The organism is Aeromonas caviae (assembly GCF_000819785.1).
Lineage (GTDB): Bacteria > Pseudomonadota > Gammaproteobacteria > Enterobacterales > Aeromonadaceae > Aeromonas > Aeromonas caviae.
Genome location: NZ_CDBK01000026.1, coordinates 1 through 22,786, shown reverse-complemented (window position 1 = coordinate 22,786; position 22,786 = coordinate 1). Strand labels below are relative to the sequence as shown.

At 58.2% G+C, this 22,786-nt stretch carries 20 protein-coding genes and 1 other RNA gene; 8 read left to right on the top strand and 13 right to left on the bottom strand.

Going from position 1 to position 22,786, the window contains the following annotated elements; all coding sequences use genetic code 11:
- Together BN1120_RS03500 and fdhD are read right to left on the bottom strand one after the other, a co-directional pair.
- Nucleotides 1-709 (bottom strand): molybdopterin-dependent oxidoreductase (locus BN1120_RS03500; RefSeq protein WP_042014772.1); only part of this gene is annotated, 709 nt, incomplete at its 3' end.
- Nucleotides 693-1,478 carry a formate dehydrogenase accessory sulfurtransferase FdhD gene (gene fdhD, locus BN1120_RS03495; protein ID WP_042014771.1) on the bottom strand — a complete coding sequence of 262 codons (786 nt, stop codon included), beginning with the start codon at nucleotides 1,476-1,478 and terminating at the stop codon, nucleotides 693-695. The genes BN1120_RS03500 and fdhD, both read right to left, overlap by 17 nt.
- Before the next feature lie 161 nt (nucleotides 1,479-1,639).
- On the opposite strand from fdhD, the gene BN1120_RS03490 reads away from it, so the two are divergent.
- The gene (locus BN1120_RS03490) at nucleotides 1,640-2,518 is read left to right on the top strand and encodes a LysR family transcriptional regulator (RefSeq protein WP_042014775.1); all 879 of its coding nucleotides are present in this window, start codon (nucleotides 1,640-1,642) and stop codon (nucleotides 2,516-2,518) included.
- A gap of 64 nt (nucleotides 2,519-2,582) precedes the next feature.
- Here the strand turns inward: BN1120_RS03490 and BN1120_RS03485 are convergent, their stop codons facing one another.
- Nucleotides 2,583-3,434, bottom strand: coding sequence for a type 1 glutamine amidotransferase domain-containing protein (locus BN1120_RS03485; protein ID WP_042014769.1), 852 nt, complete (start codon nucleotides 3,432-3,434; stop codon nucleotides 2,583-2,585).
- A 129-nt stretch (nucleotides 3,435-3,563) separates the two neighbouring features.
- On the opposite strand from BN1120_RS03485, the gene BN1120_RS03480 reads away from it, so the two are divergent.
- From BN1120_RS03480 to yjfF, 5 genes are all read left to right on the top strand, one after another.
- A complete protein-coding gene (locus BN1120_RS03480) occupies nucleotides 3,564-4,517 on the top strand; it encodes a LysR family transcriptional regulator (protein WP_010674608.1) in 954 nt (317 codons plus the stop codon).
- Nucleotides 4,518-4,800: 283 nt separating this feature from the next.
- Nucleotides 4,801-5,760 carry a galactofuranose ABC transporter, galactofuranose-binding protein YtfQ gene (ytfQ, locus tag BN1120_RS03475; RefSeq protein WP_010674607.1) on the top strand — a complete coding sequence of 320 codons (960 nt, stop codon included), beginning with the start codon at nucleotides 4,801-4,803 and terminating at the stop codon, nucleotides 5,758-5,760.
- Between the two features lie 85 nt (nucleotides 5,761-5,845).
- Nucleotides 5,846-7,354, top strand: coding sequence for a galactofuranose ABC transporter, ATP-binding protein YtfR (ytfR, locus tag BN1120_RS03470; protein ID WP_039039167.1), 1,509 nt, complete (start codon nucleotides 5,846-5,848; stop codon nucleotides 7,352-7,354).
- Between the two features lies 1 nt (nucleotide 7,355).
- A complete protein-coding gene (ytfT, locus tag BN1120_RS03465) occupies nucleotides 7,356-8,378 on the top strand; it encodes a galactofuranose ABC transporter, ATP-binding protein YtfT (RefSeq protein WP_042014766.1) in 1,023 nt (340 codons plus the stop codon).
- Entirely contained in the window at nucleotides 8,371-9,378 is a 1,008-nt protein-coding gene (gene yjfF / locus BN1120_RS03460; RefSeq protein WP_010674604.1) for a galactofuranose ABC transporter, permease protein YjfF, read from the top strand. Before ytfT ends, yjfF begins: the two co-directional genes overlap by 8 nt.
- Nucleotides 9,379-9,560: 182 nt before the next feature.
- On the opposite strand, the gene BN1120_RS03455 is transcribed toward yjfF, so the two are convergent.
- The 6 genes from BN1120_RS03455 to BN1120_RS03440 form a co-directional block, all read right to left on the bottom strand.
- Complete coding sequence (locus BN1120_RS03455) at nucleotides 9,561-10,589, bottom strand: MBL fold metallo-hydrolase (protein ID WP_042014765.1); 1,029 nt, start codon at nucleotides 10,587-10,589, stop codon at nucleotides 9,561-9,563.
- A gap of 807 nt (nucleotides 10,590-11,396) precedes the next feature.
- Complete coding sequence (locus BN1120_RS20590) at nucleotides 11,397-12,065, bottom strand: NAD(P)H-dependent oxidoreductase (protein ID WP_368180086.1); 669 nt, start codon at nucleotides 12,063-12,065, stop codon at nucleotides 11,397-11,399.
- Nucleotides 12,066-12,317: 252 nt separating this feature from the next.
- On the bottom strand, nucleotides 12,318-13,478 hold the full coding sequence (locus tag BN1120_RS03450) for an MFS transporter (protein WP_231959385.1): 1,161 nt from the start codon (nucleotides 13,476-13,478) through the stop codon (nucleotides 12,318-12,320).
- A 386-nt stretch (nucleotides 13,479-13,864) separates the two neighbouring features.
- Nucleotides 13,865-14,746 carry an SMP-30/gluconolactonase/LRE family protein gene (locus tag BN1120_RS20585; protein WP_080767870.1) on the bottom strand — a complete coding sequence of 294 codons (882 nt, stop codon included), beginning with the start codon at nucleotides 14,744-14,746 and terminating at the stop codon, nucleotides 13,865-13,867.
- 91 nt (nucleotides 14,747-14,837) lie between these two features.
- Nucleotides 14,838-15,311 (bottom strand): DMT family transporter, encoded by a 474-nt coding sequence (locus BN1120_RS03445; RefSeq protein WP_042014762.1) that lies wholly within the window; start codon nucleotides 15,309-15,311, stop codon nucleotides 14,838-14,840.
- Nucleotides 15,312-15,325: 14 nt separating this feature from the next.
- Nucleotides 15,326-16,810, bottom strand: a complete 1,485-nt coding sequence (locus tag BN1120_RS03440) for an amidohydrolase family protein (RefSeq protein WP_205215591.1) — start codon at nucleotides 16,808-16,810, stop codon at nucleotides 15,326-15,328.
- Between the two features lie 58 nt (nucleotides 16,811-16,868).
- Between BN1120_RS03440 and BN1120_RS03435 the strand changes: the two genes are divergently transcribed.
- Both BN1120_RS03435 and BN1120_RS20580 read left to right on the top strand, forming a co-directional pair.
- On the top strand, nucleotides 16,869-17,780 hold the full coding sequence (locus BN1120_RS03435; RefSeq protein ID WP_042014761.1) for a LysR family transcriptional regulator: 912 nt from the start codon (nucleotides 16,869-16,871) through the stop codon (nucleotides 17,778-17,780).
- A gap of 74 nt (nucleotides 17,781-17,854) precedes the next feature.
- Nucleotides 17,855-18,649 (top strand): AraC family transcriptional regulator, encoded by a 795-nt coding sequence (locus tag BN1120_RS20580; RefSeq protein WP_080767869.1) that lies wholly within the window; start codon nucleotides 17,855-17,857, stop codon nucleotides 18,647-18,649.
- Nucleotides 18,650-19,559: 910 nt separating this feature from the next.
- Here BN1120_RS20580 and ffs read toward each other — a convergent pair.
- The 4 genes from ffs to BN1120_RS03420 form a co-directional block, all read right to left on the bottom strand.
- An RNA gene (gene ffs / locus BN1120_RS20565) (signal recognition particle sRNA small type) lies at nucleotides 19,560-19,656 on the bottom strand.
- A 102-nt stretch (nucleotides 19,657-19,758) separates the two neighbouring features.
- Nucleotides 19,759-20,547, bottom strand: coding sequence for a sulfite exporter TauE/SafE family protein (locus tag BN1120_RS03430; protein ID WP_042014760.1), 789 nt, complete (start codon nucleotides 20,545-20,547; stop codon nucleotides 19,759-19,761).
- A 91-nt stretch (nucleotides 20,548-20,638) separates the two neighbouring features.
- The gene (gene arcD / locus BN1120_RS03425) at nucleotides 20,639-22,075 is read right to left on the bottom strand and encodes an arginine-ornithine antiporter (RefSeq protein ID WP_010674600.1); all 1,437 of its coding nucleotides are present in this window, start codon (nucleotides 22,073-22,075) and stop codon (nucleotides 20,639-20,641) included.
- A 366-nt stretch (nucleotides 22,076-22,441) separates the two neighbouring features.
- Nucleotides 22,442-22,786, bottom strand: a 345-nt coding sequence (locus tag BN1120_RS03420; protein ID WP_042014759.1) for an SDR family oxidoreductase, incomplete at its 5' end; no start/stop codon positions are given.

The window sequence follows — 22,786 nt, the reverse complement described above, 5'->3', positions numbered from 1 at the left end:
GGCACCCCTGGCGCGCCGCCTTGCGCAGGGCATTCATCATGCGCGGGTGGTTGGTGCCCGGGTTCTGGCCAAAGACGAAGATGGCTTTGGCGGCGTCGAAATCATCGAGCACCACGGTGCCCTTGCCCACCCCGACGGACTGGATGAGCCCCACCCCGCTCGCCTCGTGGCACATGTTGGAGCAGTCGGGGAAGTTGTTGGTGCCATAGAGGCGGCCAAACAGCTGATAGAGGTAGGAGGCTTCGTTGCTGGCGCGTCCCGAGGTGTAGAACTCCACCTCGTCGGGGCTGGCCAGGCTCTTGAGTTTGTCGGCGATGAGAGCAAACGCCTGATCCCAGCTCACCGGCTCGTAGTGATCGGTGGCCGGGTTGTAGCGCAGGGGCTCGGTCAGTCGCCCCTGATATTCGAGCCAGTAGTCGCTCTGGGTGGCGAGGCGACGCACCGAATGCTCGGCGAAGAAATCGGCCCCCACCGTCTTGCCGGTGGATTCCCAGGCCACCGCCTTGGCGCCGTTCTCGCAAAACTGGAAGGCCCCCTGCTTGTTGTCACCCCAGGCGCAGCCGGGGCAGTCGAAGCCGTCGGTCTGGTTGACCCGCAGCAGGTTCTTGATGTTCTGGCGGGTCTTCTGGCTGCGCAGCACCTGCTTGAAGGTGGACTGCAGGGAGGAAAAGCCGCCGGCCTTGGCCGGTTTCTCAATATGACTGGACATGGGAGTCTCCAACGTGATCCTGGGCGCGGGGGCTGGCATAGCAGACCGGGGCATCGGATCGGGGCACATGGATCAGGGTCAGGTTGTACTTCAGGGCCAGTCGCACCGCGAGCTGGCTGGGGGAAGCAAGGCTGATGAGGTGAGCGGCGCCAAATTGCACCGCCTTGTGAATGAGTTCGCTGCCGCAGCGACTGGTGATGACCAGGGTGGCGGCCTGCAACGGCTGGCGCAGCTGCATGCCGATGAGCTTGTCCAGGGCGTTGTGCCGCCCTATGTCCTCCCGGCAGGCCAGGATCTCGCCGCGATCATCCAGCGCCAGGGCGGCATGAAGGGCGCCGCTCTGGCGGGCCTTGCTCTGCCAGGGGACGATGCGCTCCCGCAGGTCCTGCAAAGAGGCAGTGTCGAAGGGGGCGCCCGGGGTCAGCGGGGTGAGCACGGGCAACGCATGTTCGATGGCCTCCACGCCGCAGATACCACAGCCGCTGGCACCGGCCAGGCGGCGCTTGCGTTGACCCAGCACAGCCAGACAGCGGTTGGCGATGGTGACATCGAGCACGATGCCGTGCTCGGACGGGGTGCTCTGGATATCGTGTACATCGTGGTTGCCCCCGATGATCCCCTCGCCAAACAGAAAACCGATGGCGAAATCGTCGAGATCGTCCGGGGTGGCCATCATGACGGCATGGTTGATGCCGTTGATGTTGACGGACACGGCCACCTCCTCCACCAGCTCATCCAGACTGGGCAACCGTGAATTGAAAGGGATCATGCGAGACGCTTATAAGCTGTATTCGGGCCTCAAGTTTAGATAAGCCGCCGCGCCAAAACCAATGAAACAAATCTATTCACCAATAGATAACTTCTATTGCCATCGGGATGTCGATTGATTAAATTTGTCGCTCATTGCCTTTGCCTGCTGCCATTACCACGATGAATATCAAGCAGTTGCACTATTTCTACGAGCTGGCCCAGCACCGTCACTTCGCCAAGGCGGCCAAGGCTTGCTTCATCACCCAGCCGACCCTGTCGGCCAGCATCACCGCTCTGGAGAAGTCACTTGGCACCGAACTGGTGGTGCGCAACAGCCAGTTCGTGGCCCTGACCCAGGCGGGGGAAGTGGTGCTGCACCACGCCGAGCGGATGCTTCAGGAGCAGGATGCCATGCGCCAGGAACTCAGCCTCTTTCGGGGCGGGCTGTCGGGGGCGCTACGCATCGGCATCGTGCCCCAGTCGAGCATCGACATCATGCCGCTGCTCAAGGGGTTCAACGACGCCTACCCCAAGGTGGGCCTGCACCTCTGCGTGATGACCCATGCCACCCTGATGGAGCAGCTGGATCTGCATCGCATCGACATCGGGCTCGGCTTTGACGAGTTGCTCACCGAGCATCAGCGCCGGGCCCTCGACGTCCAGCTTCGCCACCCCAACCCCATGGCCCTGCTGGGCCCCCTGCCTGCCCACTGCGCCCCGACCGGGCCGCTGACCCTGGCGGACCTGCAAGAGCTCCCCCTGATCCTGCCAAGCACCACCATGCAGTTTCGCCGCTACCTGGACGAGGCCGCCGCCCGCCAGCAGATCAGCCTGCGGGTGGTGCTGGAGACCGACTCCCTGTTCCACCTGGTCAACGGGGTAAGCCACGGCCTGGGCTGCGCCGTGGTCAGCGCCGGCATCGCCGCCACCGCCCAGCAACTCTTCAAGCTGCCCTGCCATCCCTTGAGCGATGCGAGCGCAGGCACCATCGCCTTCATCACCCGAAAACACAGTGTCACCCCCGCCATGAAGGCGTTTCTCGCCAAGGCAGGGGCATGAAAAAGGCAACCCATGGGGGCTGCCTGCACTGATCAAGGGGGGGGAGCTTGCGCCTCTCCTCGCGTCAGCCTGCCCCTTGCTGTTTGTCCAGCGCCGCGATGAAGGCGCTCGCCAGAGCGTGGTCGGAGAAGGGATTCTGGCCTGTGATGAGCTCGCGATCGATCACAACGCCAGGCTGCCAGGGTGCCACGAACTGCATGCTGCCGCCGGCCTGGGCCATGGCCTTCGCCGGGTAGTAGCGCAGCTTGTCACCCCCCAGGGAGCCTTCAAACACCGCCTCTTCCTTGTCGGAGAAGATGGTCATCCTGTAACCGTCGTAGATCCACTCTCTGGCGCCGTCTGCCTTGCCTGCAATGACCGACTGCTCGAACCCGGCCGGATCCGCCTGCGCCGCCAGCAGCGCGATGGGGCCATGGCAGATGGCGGCCGTGGGTTTGTGGTTGTCATGGAAGTGGCGAAGCAGGGTCCCCACCTCGGGATCCTTGGCAAGATCGATGAGGGGTGCGTGGCCGCCGGGAATGAAGAGGCCGGCATAGCGCTCGGGACCGGATGCCAGCACCTCCCTCAGGGAGAGCACCTTGCCGGCGCCAAGCAGCCCCTCCACGACGGCGCCGATGCGCACCATCTCCTGCGGGTTGCCACCAAAGTACTGGGGATCGACGGAGTGTTTGTCGACAACGGGCCGGTTCCCTCTCGGGGTCACCGGGGTCAGGGTATAACCGGCCTCCAGCAGGGCGGCGGCAGGCACCCCCAGTTCATTTTGGTAGAAGCCGGTGGTCAGGCTCTTGCCCCCTTGCAGCGGCAGTTCGGTATCGCTCGAGAGCAGCACCAGGATCTCGCCTTTCGGGGAGGCGCTGGCCGCAGCGGAGGTCGCCAGCAGCAGTGAGGCCAGCACGGCCTTGAGGGTGTTCTTCATCGTGATCTTCCTTTTGATGGCAGTGATCGATCGGGCGGCCACCGGGCCGCCCTCGATGAGCAATTTACTGATTACACACGGACGAATAAACTCACACCATTGAACTTGATTATTTACATGGATGAACATATGTCCCGTGCCTTCGACCCCGTCCAGCTCGGCACCATAGAGCTCTTTTGCAAGGCAGCCGAACTTGGCAGCTTTACCGCCACGGCTCAGGTACTGGGGGTGACGCCCGCCTCGGTGAGCCGCTCCATCCAGCGTCTCGAGGCCAGGCTCGGCGTCAAACTCTTCCATCGCACCACCCGCAGCGTGCGCCTCACCCATGACGGGGAGCTCTATCGGGAGCAGTGCCAGCAGGCGCTCGAGCAGATCGCCGAGGCCGAGCGGGCCATCACCGGCCGCCAGCGCCACCCCAGAGGAGTGCTGCGCATCAGCGTGGGCACCGTCTATGCCCACCACCGTCTGGTGCCCCTGCTGCCGGGCTTCATGGCGGCCTATCCCGAGGTCGAGCTGGAGCTCAATGTCTCCAACAGGAACATCGACTTCGTGGAGGATGGTTACGATCTGGCCATCCGGCTGGGGGAGCCACGCGATGGGCGGATCATCGCCCGCAAGCTGGAGGATGCCAGCCTCGGGGTCTTCTGCACCCCCGATTATGCCGCCCGCCGCCCCGCGCCAACCTCCCTGGAGATGCTGTCGCAACATGATCTGATCCAGTTCATCACCCCGAGCACGGGTCGCCCCTTCCCCTGGCAGTTCGTGAACGAGCAGGGGGACCCTGTCGACCTTCATGTTCAGAGCAGACAGCGGGTGCTTGACGATGTGCTGGCGGGCCTGGGCTGGGCGGTGGCTGGGGGCGGTCTGTTCCAGATCTACCATTTCGTGGCGGCCGAGGCGCTGTTGCAAGGCAAGCTGATCGAGGTGATGACCCCCTTTGCGGGGCGATCCCGCCCCTTCTACGCCCTCTATCCACAGCACCGTCACCTCTCGGCCCGGGTCCGGGCCTTCGTGGATTATCTGCTGGCAGCGGTGCACCCAGAGGGGTCGCCTGTGCCAGGGGAATATCCCCCTCTTCGTTGACGAGGGCCCCTCATCTGCGTGCCTGCACCCCCGATACCGGGGGCAAAAAACAGGTGGCACTCTGGACACAATGGTTGCCTAATTAAATAAATATGCATAAAAATCAATACAGGCAGAGCTAGATATATGAACTCTTCTGCTGTTTGTATGAAGCATCGTGCTGCTGAAAATTTTCTGTGAGCCACCTCCCGCCGTTTAATTCAAGAGCCTATAACCTTGACCCGTACAATAAAAACCTGACGTGTTCCGGTTTATTTCACCATGCATCACAAAGGAGTGTCATATGTATAAAAAAGTGAAACTGGCGAGCATTATCAGCACCCTTATTCTCTCGGCCACTGCATATTCTGCAGAGATGACCGTGGGCTTCTCGCAAATTGGTTCTGAATCCGGGTGGCGAGCTGCAGAAACATCGGTCGCCAAGAGCGAAGCCCAAAAACGCGGCATCATCCTGAAAATTGCCGATGCCCAGCAGAAACAGGAGAACCAGATCAAGGCCATTCGCTCCTTTATTGCCCAGGGGGTGGATGCCATCTTTATTGCCCCCGTGGTACAGACTGGCTGGGAGCCGGTATTGCAGGAGGCGAAAGAGGCAGAGATCCCGGTCTTCCTGCTGGATCGCAATATCACGGTAAAAGATGACGGTCTCTTCATGACCGGGGTCGCCGCCGACAGCGTCCACGAAGGGGAAGTGGCAGCCCAGTGGCTCATCAAGCAGCAGGATGGCAAACCGTGCAACGTGGTGGAATTGCAGGGCACAGTGGGTGCCAGCGTGGCGCTGGATCGCAAGAAGGGCTTCCTCGACACCGTCTCGGCCGTGCCCACCATCAAGATCATCCGCACCCAGTCCGGCGACTTCACCCGCAGCAAGGGCAAGGAGGTGATGGAGAGCTTCATCAAGGCGGAAAATAGCGGCAAGAATATTTGCGCCGTCTACGCCCATAACGATGACATGGCCATCGGCGCCATCCAGGCCATTAAAGAGGCCGGGCTGAAACCGGGCAAGGATATCAAGATCATCTCCATCGATGGCGTGCCGGATATTTTCAAGGCGATGATCGCAGGCGAAGCCAATGCCTCGGTGGAGCTCACGCCGAATATGGCGGGACCGGCCTTCGATGCCCTGCTGGCCTATAAGAAAGATGGCACCCTGCCCCCCAAACATATCAAGACGGAGTCCAAACTGTTTGAGCCCGGGAGTGCCGAGGCGCAGCTCGAGCTGAAAAAAGACATGGGTTATTAATCCCGCTCCCCCGCCAGACTGTCACATAGCGCGCCATATAAGTGATTGAACTTGTATGGCGCGCTATATCGGAGAGCCAATGTTCATGTCAGAGAACACTCACGATGTCGTATTGAATGCCCGCGGAATATGCAAGGCGTTTCCCGGAGTACGAGCCCTGCATCAGGTGGACTTCTCCCTGCGCCGGGGAGAGATCATGGCGCTGCTCGGCGAGAACGGGGCCGGCAAGTCCACGTTGATCAAGACCCTCACCGGTGTCTATCAGCGAGACGCCGGCCGTATCGAACTCGATGGCGTCCCCATCTCCCCGACGGACACCGCCCATGCCCAGCGTCTGGGGATAGGCACCGTCTATCAGGAGGTCAACCTGCTGCCGAACATGTCGGTGGCAGACAACCTCTTCATCGGCCACGAGCCACGCCGTTTCGGCTTCATCGACCGGGGCGCGATGACCCGGCAGGCCAGCGCCATCATGGCCAGCCACGGCTTCGAGATGGATGTCACCCTGCCCCTCGACCACTACTCGGTCGCCATGCAGCAGATCGTGGCCATCGCCCGGGCGGTGTCACTCTCCGCCAGGATCCTGATCCTGGACGAGCCCACCGCGAGCCTGGATGCCAGCGAAGTCCAGATGCTCTTCTCCCTGATGACGCGCCTGCGGGATCAGGGGGTGAGCCTCATCTTCATCACCCATTTTCTCGATCAGGTCTACGCCATCAGCGATCGCATCACAGTGCTGCGCAACGGCGAGCTGGTCGGCACCCGCGACACCCAGGCACTGCCACAACTGGAGCTGGTCAAGATGATGCTGGGACGCGAACTGGACGACAATGCCCTCAAGCGGGCGGGCAAGACACTGCGCAGCAACCAGCCCATGGTGTCGTTCAGGGACTATGGCAAGCGGGGAGTTATCGCCCCCTTCAGTCTCGACGTCATGCCCGGGGAGATAGTGGGCCTCGCCGGCCTGCTCGGGTCCGGTCGTACCGAGACCGCCGAGCTGATGTTCGGCATAGTGCCGAGCGACAGCGGCGAGTGCCGGGTGCGGGACAAACCGGTGACCATCCGCTCTGCACGCCAGGCGGCCGCCAACGGCTTTGGTTTCTGCCCGGAGGATCGCAAGAGCGCCGGCATCATCGCCTCGGCCTCGGTGCGGGAGAACATGGTGCTGGCCCTGCAAGCCCAGCGGGGCTGGTTGCATCCCCTGTCTCGCAAGGAACAGGACGAGATCACCGCTCGCCTCATCGAGCAGTTGGCCATCAAGACCCCAGGACCAGAGCAGCCCATCCAGTTTCTCTCCGGGGGCAACCAGCAAAAAGTGCTGCTCGCCCGCTGGCTGCTCACCAAACCCCAGTTCCTGATCCTGGACGAGCCTACCCGGGGCATCGACGTGGGGGCCCACGCCGAGATCATCCGCCTCATCGAATCCCTCTGCGCCAACGGGCTGGCCCTGCTGGTCATCTCCTCCGAGCTCGAGGAGCTGGTGGGCTATGCCGATCGGGTGATCGTCCTTCGTGACAGAAAACAGGTGGCAGAGCTTGCGACGGACGCCCTGAGCGTCCCTGCCATCATGAACGCCATTGCATGTGAGGCCTGATATGACGTCATCCACTCTTCCCCTCTCCAAGGGGGCCAGCCGCCCCCGCCGGCCCTGGCCCACGGGCTCGGCCCAGTGCGCCGCCCTGGTGTGCGTGCTGCTCATCAATGCCCTGGTCGCCGACAACTTCTTCGCCATCCACATCCAGGATGGGCGGCTGTTTGGCAGCCTCATCGACATCCTCAACCGCTGTGCCCCGGTGGCCCTGCTCTCCCTCGGCATGACCCTGGTGATCGCCACCGGCGGCATCGACCTGTCGGTGGGCGCCGTCATGGCCATCAGCGGGGCCACCATGGCCAGCCTGGCCACCGGCGGTCACAGCCTGCCGGTCATCTTCGCCGCCGTCATCGGGGTGGGCCTTCTGTGCGGCCTGTGGAACGGCCTGCTGGTGGCGGTGTTCAAGATCCAGCCCATCGTCGCCACCCTGATCCTCATGGTGGCGGGCCGGGGCATCGCCCAGCTCATCACCGAGGGGCAGATCATCACCTTCAACAACGACGCCCTCGCCTGGATCGGCAGCGGCTCCCTCTTCTATCTGCCCACCCCGGTCATCATCACCCTGGGCATGGCGCTGCTGCTCTGGCTGCTGACCAAGCGCACCGCCCTCGGCCTCTTCATCGAAGCGGTGGGGATCAACATCAAGGCCGCCAAGAACGCCGGGCTCAACACCCCCATGGTGGTGATCGCCACCTACCTGTTGAGCGGCATGATGGCCGCCGTCGCCGGCATGATAGTCGCCGCCGACATCCGGGGTGCCGATGCCAACAACGCCGGGCTCTGGCTCGAGATGGACGCCATTCTGGCGGTGGTGATAGGAGGCACCTCCCTGATGGGGGGGCGCTTCAACCTCGCCCTCTCCCTGATCGGCATACTGATCATCCAGGGGGTGAACACCGGGATCCTGCTCTCCGGCTACCAGCCCCAGTGGAACCAGATCGTCAAAGCCCTGGTGGTACTGGCGGTGCTGGTCATGCAGTCACCGACCCTCAACCACCTCTTCCAGCGAGGGACTCGCCATGTTTAAACGCAACCTCCCCCTGATGGTGACCATCATGGTCTTCGTGCTGGGCTATCTGCTCTGCCTGGCCTCCTTCCCTGCCTTCATGTCCACCCGCATCATCTGCAACATCCTGACGGACAACGCGTTTCTGGGAATAGTGGCGGTGGGCATGACCTTCGTCATCCTCTCGGGGGGCATCGATCTGTCGGTGGGGGCTGTCATCGCCTTCACCGGCGTGCTGCTGGCAACCCTCATCGGGAAGCTGGGGGTCAGCCCCGTGCTGGCCATCCCTCTGGTGCTGGTGCTCGGAGCAGGCTTTGGCGCCCTCATGGGCTGGCTCATCGACACCCTGAAGATCCCCGCCTTCATCATCACCCTGGCGGGCATGTTCTTCCTGCGGGGGGCCAGTTTTCTCATCTCCGAGCAGTCCCTGCCCATCGATCATCCCACCTTCACCTACCTGTCGAGCCTGTCGTGGAAGATACCGGGGGGCGGTCGCCTGAGCCTGCTGGCCCTCATCATGCTGGCGGTGGTGGTCTTCGGCATCCTGCTCGCCAACCGCACCCGCTTTGGCAACAACGTTTACGCCATCGGCGGCAACGCCACCTCGGCAGCCCTGATGGGGATCTCGGTGCGCCACACCACCATTCGCATCTACCTGCTCTCCACCACCCTGGCGACCCTCGCAGGCATCGTGTTCGCGCTCTATACCTCGGCGGGCTATCCGCTCGCCGCCGTCGGGGTGGAGCTCGATGCCATCGCCGCCGTGGTCATCGGCGGCACTCTGCTGAGCGGCGGGGTGGGCACCGTCTTCGGCTCCCTGTTCGGGGTGCTGATCCAGGGGTTGATCCAGACCTACATCAACTTCGACGGCACCCTCAGCTCCTGGTGGACCAAGATCATCATCGGCCTGCTGCTGTTCAGCTTCATCGCCCTGCAGCGCCTGCTGATCCTGGTCTCGGAGCACCGCAAGGCCAACAAGCCAGGTCCCTTCAAGCGCCAGGTTGCCGCCCAGCCCGAGTGAGGTATCAGCAAGACTCTGGTGGCAGAAGATAACGCGGCAAGGCGCTCCCGTGCGCCCTCCCCGCCTGGCCGTCGCGGGTCCGGCGCAGAGGATGGGGAGGCAGCGGGGGCGCTCACAGGGCCCGGCCCTAGCCTCCCGCACGCCTCTTTGAGGGGTGACACCGTCTTTGGAGGGCACTCAGGTCAATCGCACCACCAGGCGCTGCCCTCATGGGGGCTCAACACCTCCAGAGGCTCCCCCATGACAGGCGTGGTCAGGGGGATCTGTTGCTCGGCAGCCAGTCGGGCAATCTGCTCAAGCGGGTCGTTCCAGCGGTGCATGGCCAGATCGAAGGTGCCGTTGTGCACCGGATAGAGCCATTTCCCCCCGAGATCGTGAAACGCCTGCGCCGTCTGCGCCGGGAGCATGTGCACCAGCTCCCAGCGCTTGTCGTAGGCCCCGGTCTCGAGGAAGGTCACGTCGAACGGACCGTAGCGCCTGCCAATCTCCTTGAAACCGTCGAAGTAGCCGCTGTCACCGCTGAAGAAGAGGTTGACCCCCTCGCCGCGAATGACCCAGGAGGCCCAGAGGGTCTGGTTGCCGTCCCCGAGGCCACGGCCGGAGAAATGCTGGGCCGGGGTCGCTACCAGGGTGACACCGCCCACTCGGGTCTGCTGCCACCAGTCCAGTTCGCGGATCTTCTCCTTCGCAATCCCCCAGGCCATGAGGCGTGCCCCCACCCCGAGGGGCGTGATGAAGTGGCCGACCTTCTCCTGCAGCGCCAGTATGGCCCCGTGATCGAGATGGTCGTAGTGATCATGGGAGAGGATCACCCCCTCGATGGGAGGCAACGCTTCCAGGGTGATGGGCGGCTGATGCCAGCGCTTGGGGCCGAACCACTGCACCGGCGAGGCCCGCTCGCTGAACACGGGATCCGTCAGCCAGAACGTGCCCTGCAACTTGAGCAGCAGAGTGGAGTGGCCGAGGCGCCACACGCTGTTGTCCGGCGCCGCGATGAGCCCCTCCCGGGTCATGACCTGTACCGGAATGGCGCGATCCGGCACCGTGCCCTCAGGCTTGGCGAACAGGAAGTCCCACCAGAGCCTGGCCCCTTCCCAGAGGCTTCGCGCCTGGGGTGTCACGGCATTGTTGAACCGGCCCCCCTGATATTGCGAGGAGTCCGGGTGTTCGGGCAGGCCCGGTTTGAGTAGAGATGCGATCATGCCAATCATCAGGGCTCCTTTGAGCAACCACAGAAAACGGCGCCCCTCAGGGGCGCGAAAAGAGGCTGACGGGGTCTGCATTCATGCCACGCCTGTCAGCCTGGTCTCTGGTGAGTCGAGAGCAGCCCCTGCACGGGGCCTCACCATCCATAAAACAGAACGGGAGAGTCGCACGGTATGAAACCGGTTCCCGGCGTCTCCAGTAACGGCAAGATAGCCTGCCCGGGCTCCCGCCACCAGAGGGGTTCGCGTTGCCGCGTGGCCCCGGCATGGTGTCGCATCAAGCGCATGGCCTCACCTGCTCTGCCGGCGCCAACAAAAGGAGGCGTCAGATGGCGTACTGCAAGAGCTTGCAGTGCTGAAAGTCAGAAGATGGCTGGGCCATAGAGGCCACGGGAGGTGACTGAGGGAAAGCATGATCTCAAGGGGACAGTGACGCGGTCTGAAGCCTGATAAACGCCCATAGGGCACAGGTGTAGTGGTTTAATCATCCCGGACACCATTTAGGTGGTACAGTCGCCACCATGATCAGAGGTGTTCAATGGCAAAACAATGTTGTTTATTCACTGCCAAGTTCAAGCAGGAAGCGTGTCCTAGATGCTCGACCAAGACTGTTCCGTCTCCGAAGCCAACAGTTCTCTGGACGTTGGCGAAACCGTGCCTCGTTGATGAATTCAGAAGAGTCCATCCAAACGAATTGACTCAACTCCTATTATCAAGTCTCTGACCCTTGGATACCGAATTTCAGTTTCGCCCTATCTTGATTTTGCCAAAAGGGAAAAGTAAAGCCCTGTAAGGGCTTTACTCTAAATAAGCTTAAGAAAATAAAGCCGTGAGATGATTGATGAAACGCTTTGTTTCATTCTCTACATTCGGATTTTTTACCACATCATTTGTGATAAAGGTGGGTAGTGCTTTCATGCCCAAAAACTGATTTGCCTTATGGAAATGCAGGTATACCCCATCCACTCCCTGGCCTTCAAAGAACTGTTTAGGATCATTAAATGCCTCTAATGGTGCATTCCATGTAAGAGAGAGCATGTATTTTTTGCTCTGAACAAGACCGCCTGAGCCATATTTTTTTGACATATCGGAGCGAGTTCGGCCATCACTTTCATACAGAGAGCCATGACCCTCTGTAAACACATCATCGATCCATTTTTTAACGGTCCATGGCTCCCCCATCCACCATCCCGGCATCTGATAAATCAGTACATCGCTGTTGAGAATTTTTGCTATCTCGCTTGGAGGATCAAAATCGCTATCAGCATTGGTAACAGATACCGTGTGCCCAAGGTGGTTTAATATCTCACAAGCGACATTGACATAATGTTGGTTTAACTCACCTTTGGCAAAACCATAACTTTTGGCGCCATTAACAATCAGAATGTTACTCATAAAATCACTACCTTTTTCAGATTGCAAGAGGCTGGGCGCACTAGAATCTTTGAGTTTTTCCAGGCGGACCCATCTCGATTCAAACATGCTCACCAGCATTTTTAATAAAAATTCGACATATGATAATGCTCGGCACTTATCAGTAACAGTTATTACCCCCCGGCAGTTAATAATATAAAGCAGGGAGGCTAATCTTAAAAACTGTCTGGAGAAATGAATGTGGCCATTCGCAAGATATTTTCTGCAGCATGAAATGCACTGCAAATCCCTGGAGATGGTGACAACCGTCTTTCAATCATCAGGGGAGTATTTCCTTTTCCTACTGGCGGACGTCAAGATTCAGTTCAGCGACGATGCGGGTTCCAGGTGCACATTGCGTCCTGCAGCCATTCCAGTACAAGCGCCAGCCACAGCGAGCGCAGCAGTCACCAACAGTGGCACAGTCCAACTACCGGACCAATCGTGCACTTGACCCAGCAGCAGCGGTCCCATTGCCGCCATCAAATAGCCGACACACTGCGCCATTCCTGACAGGGCTGCAGCATCGCCAGCATTTTGTGTGCGCAAACCGATGAAGGTCAGACCCAACATCATGCTCGCACCTGAGCCAAACCCCAGAATAGCGGCCCACAGCATTGCCAAATCGGGCGCATAGGCTATTCCCATCAGAGACAGTGCCGTCAGCAGACTGACCACGACGGCCAATAGCCTCTGGTCTTTCAGGCGGCGCAGCATCGCTGCCAGTATTATTCCGGGAATAGCCGTAGTTAGCTGCAGCATTCCGTGCACGGCACCAGCTGTTGCAGAGGAGATACCATGGTCCGTCAGAATCGCTGGCAGCCAGCCTACCGCAACATAAAAGGGCATTGCATTCAGCCCCATAAACAACGTGACCTGCCATGCCAGAGGGGATTTCCAAACCTCGACAGTTGTTGTCTTTTTCGTAACTGATAGCTGTTGTTGATGGTGTTTTTTAAGCTGTGGCAGCCATAAAGTAAGCGCAAGTAGCGGAGCTACCACTATCAGCGCCAAAGCAATATTCCAGCTCCAAAACTGCGTCAGCGGAATGATAATTGCCGAACCGATAGCACCTGCCGCCCCCATCGTAATGGAATAAGCACCTGTCATAGATGCCATGTTTGAAGAAAAATCACGTTTGATCAGGCTAGGCAACAATACATTCCCCAGAGCGATCCCTGTTCCAATCAGGATCGTGCCCACGTACAACGCCCAAATACTTCCTGCGGAACGGAGTAGAATCCCTGCTGAGATAATAGCCATTGCGCCCAATAGGGTTCGCTCCAGTCCTAATCTCTGAGCAACAGGGGCGCTCAACGGTGAAAATGCTGCAAAGGCAAGCAAGGGTAATGAATTGAGCAACCCTACTGCGGTGATACTGAGTTCAAACTTGTCTTGGATTAATGGTAAAACCGGTGCGATAGCGGTGAAAGGAACGCGCAAGTTCACGGCAATAAAAAGGATTCCCATCACAAGTGCCATGGTATGCCACTTGTTTTTTATGTTTGACATTTTCTATGTTATCTCTGATAAAAAGAAGAGTTTAAAATGCATGTTTATTGCAAGATATAGAAAACAAGACAGCATGTTTCTAAATTATGCCAAAGCACTAAACATGTTATGTCGCCAGAGGCGATTGAAACCGTTCTCCTCTAGGGCCACCCTGCTCTGTCATTCGATATCAAATACACCATTTTTGAACATATTGTACGGTAGGACTTCCATCATCCAGCCCTAATATGGCCACGAATTGTTATGACAGATTGGTGGACTATATAGTGGTTGAGTCGAGGAAAGACGAGGTCGCCATGAAGGGGAGCACTTGGTTGTTCGGATTAAAGCCCCATGGTCCCCCTTATGGGTGACAGTCAGATGAAGGTCATATCTCCAGAGACCACTGATGCGGCAAATCGATTTTCTGGCAAGCCGGCGATGGCGTTTGATCTGGCCTTTAATATCGCACCGTCATGTCGTGATGGCGCGGAAAGACCAATACGTGCACTGGTGCAGTATAGGGTTGTGAATGCCTCACCTGCCAGCGTTGGGCATGTGCTCTGAATAGCAGGGGATGGAAGAACGCAGTCAATTGTTCCGTCCGGACAATAGCGCACAATCCGATTGCCTCCCCATTCTGCATTCCATAAGTAGCCCTGCGCATCCACACAAGAACCATCTGGTGCCCCACCTCCTTCTATTTCAGTAAACACGCGTTGATTTTCGAAGGAAGGGTAATCACAGCAGAAAATGCGCCCTTGCATCGAGTCGCAGTAATACATGGTGCCACCATCCGGGCTGAAACAGATGCTATTGGGAATAGCCACTTCGGGAAGAGGCAACGTCTCTATATCAAGCGTCGCGGCATTCAGTCTGTGGAATTTTCCGATACTCTGTAACGGGTCTCCATCATCCATGGTGCCGAAGACATAATTGCCTGAACGATCGCAGCGGCCATCACCTATTCGCGTTCCGATCACCCCCGGAGAGGAAACCAATTCAGTAAAACTGCGAGTATTCAGGTCATAGAAACCGATCCGAGATGCCAATCCCATCAGCAGAACGTCTGTCTTTTCGGTGAGTGCGAATGAGCCGAGGCGTTCAGGCAAAGACCAGCGCGTTACCGCGTTACTATCTCCTTCAAATGCGAGCAGCTCGCTACCTTCAATGTCCGTCCAGAACAGCCTGCGGGTTTTATCACACCAAAGGGGGCACTCTCCCAGTGTGTTCCTGGCATCTACTGCAATTGAAAACATGTTAATCCTCCTGGCACTTTCATAAGGTATTGGCGAACGTCTACCCCAGGGGCAGACGTTCGTGAAGGTCAAAAATCAGAATGCCGCTTCATCAGTGCATAAGGCGCTCAGCTAACCGATCACCGAACAGCATGATGACGAGCCCGGTCAGCATGACCAGCATTCCACCCAGCTTTATCAAAGATACCGGACGCTGGATGGTGCCAAGCAGACCAAAATGGTCGATGACCTGGGATGAGAGCAACTGTCCGACGATGGCCAACCCAAGCAGGGCTGACAACCCGATTTTCGGTGCGAGCACGATGTAGCTGAACAGCGCGCAAGCACCGATCAGGCCGCCGGCCAGACTCCACAGAGGCTGTGATGGAATGGCCGCAAGCGAGGTGAATAATCCGCCACGCAGCAGCGAGAAGACCCCGAGGCTGAATGCACCGGCCGCAAAGGAGAACAATGCGGCGGTGACCGAATCGCCCCCAAGTCCTCGTGCCAGCTGGCTATTCAGAGTTGTCTGCAGCGTGATCCCGAGACCTGCGGCAAAAGCGATGACGTAATACAGCGTGCTCATGGGTTGCATACCTGTCAGTGTGCATGTGCCAGCGGCAGGAAGGCGTCAGCAAAAATGTCAGGCTCATACCCGGCGGCGGCAAACAGATGCTCACGGGACTCATCAATGGCGGCGCGAAGTCGCGTGCTGTCTACGCCCAGCACCTTGCCATGCTGCTTGACGATGCGTCCACCGATCATGACGGTATCAATGTTGCTGCGCTCTGTCGCATGCACCACGGTGCCAAAGGCATTGCCGGACGGGTAGAGGTTGATGTCGCCAACATTGATCAGAATGAGATCCGCCTGTTTTCCTGGTGTCAGGCTCCCTACCTTGTCCAGCAGCCCTGCACAGGCAGCACCATCGACAGTCGCCGATTTGAGGAGTTGGGCAGCCGGCAGCGTGGTCAGCGAGTGGTCGGTGCCGCAGCAGTGCTGCTGATGCATGCCCATCACCCGTTGCAGGTAAAATGCCACGCGCATTTCCATAAACATATCAGTGCTGTAAGAGGTTTCATTGTCGACGCTGAGGCCTGGGTTGATGCCATGACGCTGCGCCGCCTGGATGGCAAACATACCGTCCTCGATGCCATAGTGCGCATCGGAGCGCGGGCAGACATTCACCCGGACACCGGCTTCTCGCAGGATCTTCCATCCCTCATCTGGCAGTGACGTACAGTGATTGAAAATATTGTCCGGGCCGAGCAGACCGCGCCGATGCAGTGACTCCAGCTCAGACGCCATAAAAGAACCAAAGAATTCAGTGACGATCGGCAGTCCCAGCCTGCGAGCCTCGGCCCACAATGCAGGCTCCAGCTGGGCCATGACAGCAAGGGAAACCAGGCTCTCTGGGTTGTCCTTGAAATATTTCTCTTGCAGGCGTTGCCAGTTACCCGGCCAATGAGCCTTGTCCCATTCCCCCGATACCGGTGCGCCGGAGGCGTGTATGGCACGGATCCCTGCATCCAGCAGGGCCTCAACGGCGGCGTCCGAATGGGCTGCGGTGCGGCTGTTATGGGAATTGTCAATGACGGTGGTGATGCCTGCATCAATGCAGCCCAGTGCCGTCAGCAGGTTGCCGATATACATATCGGCAGGGCGATAGTACTTGGCGAAAGAGAAGTGCGTGGCGTTGCTGTAGTCTTCCAGACAAGTGGCATTCGGATTGATGCGGCGCAGTTGTCCCTCCCAGGAGTGGCGATGAGAATCCACCATCCCCGGCATGGCGATCATGTTCGTAGCATCGATGACACGGGCACCATTCGCCTCCAGATCCTCGCCTATGGCCGTAATGGTTGATCCACTGATCAGAATGTCTCCACGTTCAATGTTACCCACGTTCTCATCCATGCTGAGGATCGTGGCTCCCTTGATCAAGATTGAATCTGGCCTTACATCTTGATTATTAACAATATTTCTAAGGTATCCGGTCATTTCAAGAGCCTCTTCTCTAGTCAATGGCGAAAAGATACGGCACTCTATTACCCTGAAAAAGATGACCAGACTGGTTTCATAATTCATGATCTTCGAATAATCATGGGAACTATCGGTAGAGGTATCGCCTCAAGGGAGAAGGGCTGTGGATCGTATTCAGGCTATGCAGATCTTTATGCGGGTTGCTGAGACCGGAAGCTTCGTGCGGGCAGCAGAGACCCTCTCACTGCCTTCCTCGACAGTCAGCAGTACGATTAAAAACCTCGAGAAATACCTGCTGGTGCGCCTGCTGAACAGAACAACGAGGCGGGTGAACCTCACCCCTGAAGGCCTGCAGTATCTTGCTCAGTGCAGGGAAATTCTCTCATTGATCGAGCATGCCGAGTCCAGCCTGACGGAGGCTATCAAGCGGCCACAGGGGCGTTTGCGGGTTGATATGCCGAGCGGGATAGCACATTCCATCGTCATGCCGAATCTCAGAGACTTTCACCAACGTTATCCAGATATCTACCTGATGATAGGTGTGAGTGACCGGCAGGTTGATCTTGTTCAGGAAGGTGTGGACTGCGTGATCAGAACAGGAGAGCTGAATAACTCCACCCTTGTTGCTCGTCCCCTTGGCAGGTTTCGGTGGGTAACCTGCGCCTCGCCTGAATACCTTCACGAAAACGGTGTTCCCCAGTCCCCTGAAGAACTGTCTATGCACCAGGCGGTCCACTACTTTTCGGGCCTCGCCAGGCATGCAAACGAAATGCGATTTGTCCGCGGTAAAGAGACTCTATCGGTTACTGTGAGCGGCACCGCAGCCGTCAATGACACGGGGCTTTATATCAAGATGTGCCTCGATGGCTTTGGCCTCATCCAGCTTGCCGAGAATGTTGTACTGGATCACCTGCATGCAGGAAGGCTCATCGAGGTGCTAGCAGATTGGCAACCGCCATCGGTACCTGTCACATTACTTTATCCCCATCAGCGTTTTCTGTCTCCTGCCGTGCGTGCATTTGCTGATTGGATCGCCGAGCTTATTCATAATGCCAGCCCGGAAAAACGAATGTGACGAGATAAGAAAATAGAACTTTAAATATACTCAACATGTATAAAAACAGACTAAGCAACATCGTTATCTAAACTATGCCAGACTACAAAAAAGAGATCTCTTCACCTGAAGAATTTGACTCGGATACATTCACTCAGGCAGCCGTTGCCTTGCACGTGATATCTTCAGGCGAGTATTCAGGTATCAACCCGCACGCTCACAGGAAAGGTCAGCTGATAATGTCTTTACATGGCGCAGTCAGCTGTGAAGTACAGAATGCATTGTGGCTTGTTCCTCCCGGGCATGCGGTATGGATTCCTGGTGATACACCTCACAGTTGTCGTATAACGCAAAATGCCCGCACTTGCTTTCTTTTTATTGAGCCCGGCTCAGCAGTCATGCCTGAAACCTGCTGTACGATTGCTATTACCCCCCTCGTTCGCGAGCTCATTCTTCATCTTGCAGATCAGGGGCCTTCCTATCCTTCAGAAGGAAAGATGGCCAGACTCGCATCTGTACTTTTGGAACAAATTCCTGATGCGCCAGTTGAAGCGCTTTATCTACCAGTATCTACTCATCCCAAAATCAAACACATTACGGATGCACTTTTTGCTACCCCGGGTGACCGCACAACATTACGACAGTGGGCCGTTCGGCTTGCAACCAGTGAACGATCGCTCGCCAGACTGGTGCAAAGTGAAACAGGGGTGAGTTTCGGACGTTGGCGTCAGCAGCTTCATTTGGTGATTGCGTTAAGGCATTTGGCAGAGGGACAGTCAGTTCAAAATGTGGCCGGCACTCTGGGCTATGACTCTGTGAGTGCTTTCATCACCATGTTCAAGAAAGCACTGGGGAAATCTCCGACGCAATATTTTGCGTCTTTTCGTTGATCTGCTCAAATTAATTTTCCGCGGGCTTTCATTAGGCTAACCGATTTTATATGAGGCTCCCACATTTCAAACATCAACAGTTCGCTATTTTACAACCTGTATTTAAAAACATCCTGGATGCCTGGGGATGGTATTCACCTAATATCCATGTGCCTAAACCACAATCTAATTGAAATGGATAGGGTCACTCGGGTTCGATGAGGCGTATGACTCGAAGATTATATAATCCCGGTACTGTTCATCTGGTCGAGCTCCTGACGTAGTGTATTAGTCGGTGCTTTAAGCGGAAGTGAAAGGCTACAATCTGAATTAACATCAACACCACTGAGTAAAGGGCAAGAATTGAATATTTCAGTGACCCAGTTAACAAGAGCTCGTACTTTGGGAGATAAATGGCGGTTCTGCAAATATGCGACTGAAATTGGGATTGGCGAAGGGGATAGTTGTGGCGATTCACTTTTGGTGCCCAGGATAGGGCATTCTCTTTCAGATAACGCTCACTGAGTTCTGAGAGTGCAGGGGATGAAATGGCAGAAGGAGTCTCAGAGACTGCCTTAGGAGCAGGATTGGCCGCTGAGGGTGTCTGTTGCTGTAGCCACTGAGGCTCTGGCAGGAAGTTTGGCTGAGGTTCTGGCTGGACAGACTCAGGCTTTACCCGAGAACGAGCGCAGGCGAGCAACTGAGCCACCTTGCTACGGGCAACTAACTTATCTCGGGAATGAAAGGATTTCTGGATCTCTTTACGACGACCACAGGGGAGCGTAGTGACTTTCCGGTAATACCAGATGCCGTGTGGACTGAGCCAGAGATTCACTTTGAAGACTCCTGATTCATCCACACAAAGTAGATTACCAAGAGGTCTGAAGGGGGTATTAGCTGTAACTTGTTGAATGGCAAAAACAGGTGGTGGTCCCACCAGCCACATCCCGGCACTCGAGTCCCCCGCCTTGGCTGCTACCTTCCGGTCCTGACCAGGTCGACGGGTTATCAATGCGAGAGGACCAATAGGACCACCGGCGAGGAGAATAGGCAAACTGGCCCCTCAATGCAATGGCTTTCTACCGCATCGCGAGCCGTTCGCCTTATTTTTCAACAATCTGGCCAAGGGTTCAGCTAAAGAGCATGAATTTGGCACCCACCAGCAACATGAGCAGGGCAAAGGCCTGCTTGAGCCGCCGGGGTGACATTCGGTGTGCCAGTCTGGCGCCCAGACGGGCAAACTGGGTGCTGGTGAGCACGATGCCAAGCAGGGCCGGCAGATAGATGAATCCGACGCTCCACTCGGGCAGATCGGCGTCTCCCCAACCGGCATAGAGGTAGCTGAGGCTGCCTGCCAGGGCGATGGGCATGCTGCAGGCGGCGGAGGCGGCCACGGCGTTGCGCATGGGCACCGAATTCCAGGTGAGGTAAGGCACGGTCAGCGAGCCGCCACCGATGCCGAACAAGGCCGACATCCAGCCGATGACGGTGCCCGCGATCCCGGTACCAAGGGGGCCCGGCATGTGTCGCTCCGCTTTTGGCCTCAGATTGAGCCCCATCTGCAGGGCCATGGTCCAGGCGAAGCAGCCGATGATGATGTTGAGGGTGCTGGCGCTCAGCAGGTTGGCGGTCATGCCGCCGAGCCAGGCACCGACCAGCATGCCGGCGCCCAGGCGCCGAATCATCCCCCAGTCCACCGCTCCTGCCTCCTGGTGCGCACGCAGGGAGCTGAAACCGGTGAAGATCATGGTGGGCAGCGAGGTGCCGAGGGCCAGATGGGTGATGATCTCCGGCGCCACGCCCTGTGCGTGAAAACTCAGGACCAGCACGGGGACGATGATGAGGCCGCCGCCGATACCGAACAGCCCGGCCAGCATGCCCGCGAAGGCGCCCAACACCAGATAGCCCACAAACAGCATAAACATTCCTTCAATAACGAAACAGCGGTCAACTTGACCGCCATTGCCCATAAAAAAGAGATGGCATCTTGCCATCCCTTTATTGTGCCGATTAATGCAGGGGAATGGTACCGTCCATCACCTTGTAGAACGCCAGCACGGCGCAACCGAGCAGGGCTGCCGTCATCCCCTGCTCCAGCCGGTTGAGGCTGCGCAGGCCGTGGTGCTGGCGCGCCTTCCAGTAGATGAAGATCCCCGGGCTGTAGAGCAGCGCCACCAGCAAGAGGTACTCCACCCCGGCGGCATAGACCAGCCAGCAGCCATAGACGGTGGCCACCAGGGCCAGCAGCAGGTCGCGCTTGCGCTGATGGGGCTGGCCCGCGTAGGTCTCCCCTTTCAACGCCAGCTTGAGGCCGTAAGCACCGGAGAAGACATAGGGCACCAGGGCCGCCGAGGTGGCGATGTTCACCAACGCCAGATAGGTGCTGTTCTGGAAGTAGATGATGATGAGGAAAATTTGCACCAGGCAGGTGGAGCACCAGAGCGACACCTTGGGGGAGCCGTTCTTGTTCTCCTTGGCGAACCAGGCCGGGAAGACCCCGGTCTTGCCCGCGATGTAGGGCACTTCCGCCGCCAGCACGGTCCAGCTCAGCAGGGCCCCCATCACCGAGATCACCAGGCCGATGTTGATGAGCCAGGCGCCCCAGGGGCCGACCACGGCTTCCAGGATCATGGCGGTGGAGGGGTTCTTGAGGGCCGCCAGTTGCGGCTGGTTCATGACCCCCAGGGAGAACAGGGTCACCATGACGTAGAGCGCCAGGGCGCCGAGCAGCGCCAGCACGGTGGCGCGGCCCACGTCCTTGCGATGGCGGGCACGGGCGGAGACCACCACGGCCCCCTCGATGCCGATGAAGACCCACAGGGTCACCTTCATGGTGGACTTCACCTGATCCATCACGGAACCGAGCTCGGGACTCCCCTGCCCCCAGAGATCCAGGGTGAAGGTCTCCATGTTGAAAGCGAGCAGGATGGCCACGCAGAAGACGATGAGGGGCACCATTTTGGCGATGGTGGTGACGATGTTCACCAGCGCCGCCACCTGGATGCCGCGCAGCACCAGGGCATGCACCGACCAGATGAGCAGGGAAGCGAGCGTGATGGCGACCGGGGTATTGCCGTCACCGAAGATGACATTGTCCGGCGTGTCGAAGAAGTAGCTCAGCGCACTGAACACCACGATGGCGTAGGAGACGTTGGCCAGCAGCTGGCACAGCCAGTAACCCCAGGCGGCGTTGAAGCCGACGAAATCCCCGAACCCTGCCTTGGCGTAGCTGAAGATGCCGCCATCGAGATCCGGTCGACGCATGGAGAGATTCTGGTAGACCAGAGCGAGGCAGATCATGCCGATCCCCGTGATGGCCCATCCCAGGGCGACGGCCCCGGCACTGGCGTGCGCTGCGATGTTTTGCGGCAGACTGAAAACCCCGGCACCGACCATGGAGCCGATCACCAGCGAAATGAGGGCACCCAGCCCCAGTTTCTTGTCCATCTCAAACCTGTTTTATTAGGCGGCGGCTGAGCATCCGTATTCATACAGCGCGCGACATGGGAGGGGCTAGAAATCCATACCCCGTGAAAAAGGCGGCAACTATATTGCATGACTATTCCGGCCGCAATCCCTCTTGCCGTCAATCATGAGCCGCCTTGACCGCGCGCAATTTTACAGCACTGACCCGGGGTGCCTGTGAGCTGGTTCAAATTAAGAAAGACCCGTTGATATTTCACGACTTTTCATGATGCCGCCCCGCTTTTCAAAAGCCGGACCTGCATGGCTATGCACCCTTGCACTGGGGCCTTCCCCCTGCAAAAACGCCCCTGCAGGAGGGGCGTCAGAGAGGGTATATACAGGGGGGGGCTAGAGCCTCAAGCCGCCGTCCAGCTCGATCATCCGCCCCGACAGATAGTCGTTGGCAAGGATGAACTGCACCGTCTGGGCCAGCTGCGCCGCCTGCCCCAGGGTGCCCACCGGGATGGCCTGCTGCATGCGGGCCATGGCTTCGGGTTTCATCGCCGCCGTCATGTCGGTGGCAAAGACGCCGGGGGCGATGCCCATCACCCGGATGCCGTGACGGGCCAGCTCCTTCCCCCAGGTGACCACCAGAGAGGCCACTCCCGCCTTGCTGGCGGCATAGTTGCTCTGGCCCATGTTGCCAGCCCGGGCGATGGAGGAGATGTTGATGATGACGCCCCCCTCCCCGCC

Excerpts from the sequence above, each read along its gene's own strand:
- BN1120_RS03485 (WP_042014769.1), bottom strand. The coding sequence starts at position 3,434 with ATGAAGAACACCCTCAAGGCCGTGCTGGCCTCACTGCTGCTGGCGACC.
- fdhD (WP_042014771.1), bottom strand. The coding sequence starts at position 1,478 with ATGATCCCTTTCAATTCACGGTTGCCCAGTCTGGATGAGCTGGTGGAG.
- BN1120_RS03490 (WP_042014775.1), top strand. The coding sequence starts at position 1,640 with ATGAATATCAAGCAGTTGCACTATTTCTACGAGCTGGCCCAGCACCGT.
- ytfR (WP_039039167.1), top strand. The coding sequence starts at position 5,846 with ATGTCAGAGAACACTCACGATGTCGTATTGAATGCCCGCGGAATATGC.
- BN1120_RS03450 (WP_231959385.1), bottom strand. The coding sequence starts at position 13,478 with ATGGCACTTGTGATGGGAATCCTTTTTATTGCCGTGAACTTGCGCGTT.
- BN1120_RS20590 (WP_368180086.1), bottom strand. The coding sequence starts at position 12,065 with ATGTTTGAATCGAGATGGGTCCGCCTGGAAAAACTCAAAGATTCTAGT.
- yjfF (WP_010674604.1), top strand. The coding sequence starts at position 8,371 with ATGTTTAAACGCAACCTCCCCCTGATGGTGACCATCATGGTCTTCGTG.
- BN1120_RS03430 (WP_042014760.1), bottom strand. The coding sequence starts at position 20,547 with ATGCTGTTTGTGGGCTATCTGGTGTTGGGCGCCTTCGCGGGCATGCTG.
- ytfQ (WP_010674607.1), top strand. The coding sequence starts at position 4,801 with ATGTATAAAAAAGTGAAACTGGCGAGCATTATCAGCACCCTTATTCTC.
- BN1120_RS03480 (WP_010674608.1), top strand. The coding sequence starts at position 3,564 with ATGTCCCGTGCCTTCGACCCCGTCCAGCTCGGCACCATAGAGCTCTTT.
- BN1120_RS20580 (WP_080767869.1), top strand. The coding sequence starts at position 17,855 with ATGCCAGACTACAAAAAAGAGATCTCTTCACCTGAAGAATTTGACTCG.
- ytfT (WP_042014766.1), top strand. The coding sequence starts at position 7,356 with ATGACGTCATCCACTCTTCCCCTCTCCAAGGGGGCCAGCCGCCCCCGC.
- arcD (WP_010674600.1), bottom strand. The coding sequence starts at position 22,075 with ATGGACAAGAAACTGGGGCTGGGTGCCCTCATTTCGCTGGTGATCGGC.
- BN1120_RS03445 (WP_042014762.1), bottom strand. The coding sequence starts at position 15,311 with ATGAGCACGCTGTATTACGTCATCGCTTTTGCCGCAGGTCTCGGGATC.
- BN1120_RS03455 (WP_042014765.1), bottom strand. The coding sequence starts at position 10,589 with ATGATTGGCATGATCGCATCTCTACTCAAACCGGGCCTGCCCGAACAC.
- BN1120_RS03440 (WP_205215591.1), bottom strand. The coding sequence starts at position 16,810 with ATGAATTATGAAACCAGTCTGGTCATCTTTTTCAGGGTAATAGAGTGC.
- BN1120_RS20585 (WP_080767870.1), bottom strand. The coding sequence starts at position 14,746 with ATGTTTTCAATTGCAGTAGATGCCAGGAACACACTGGGAGAGTGCCCC.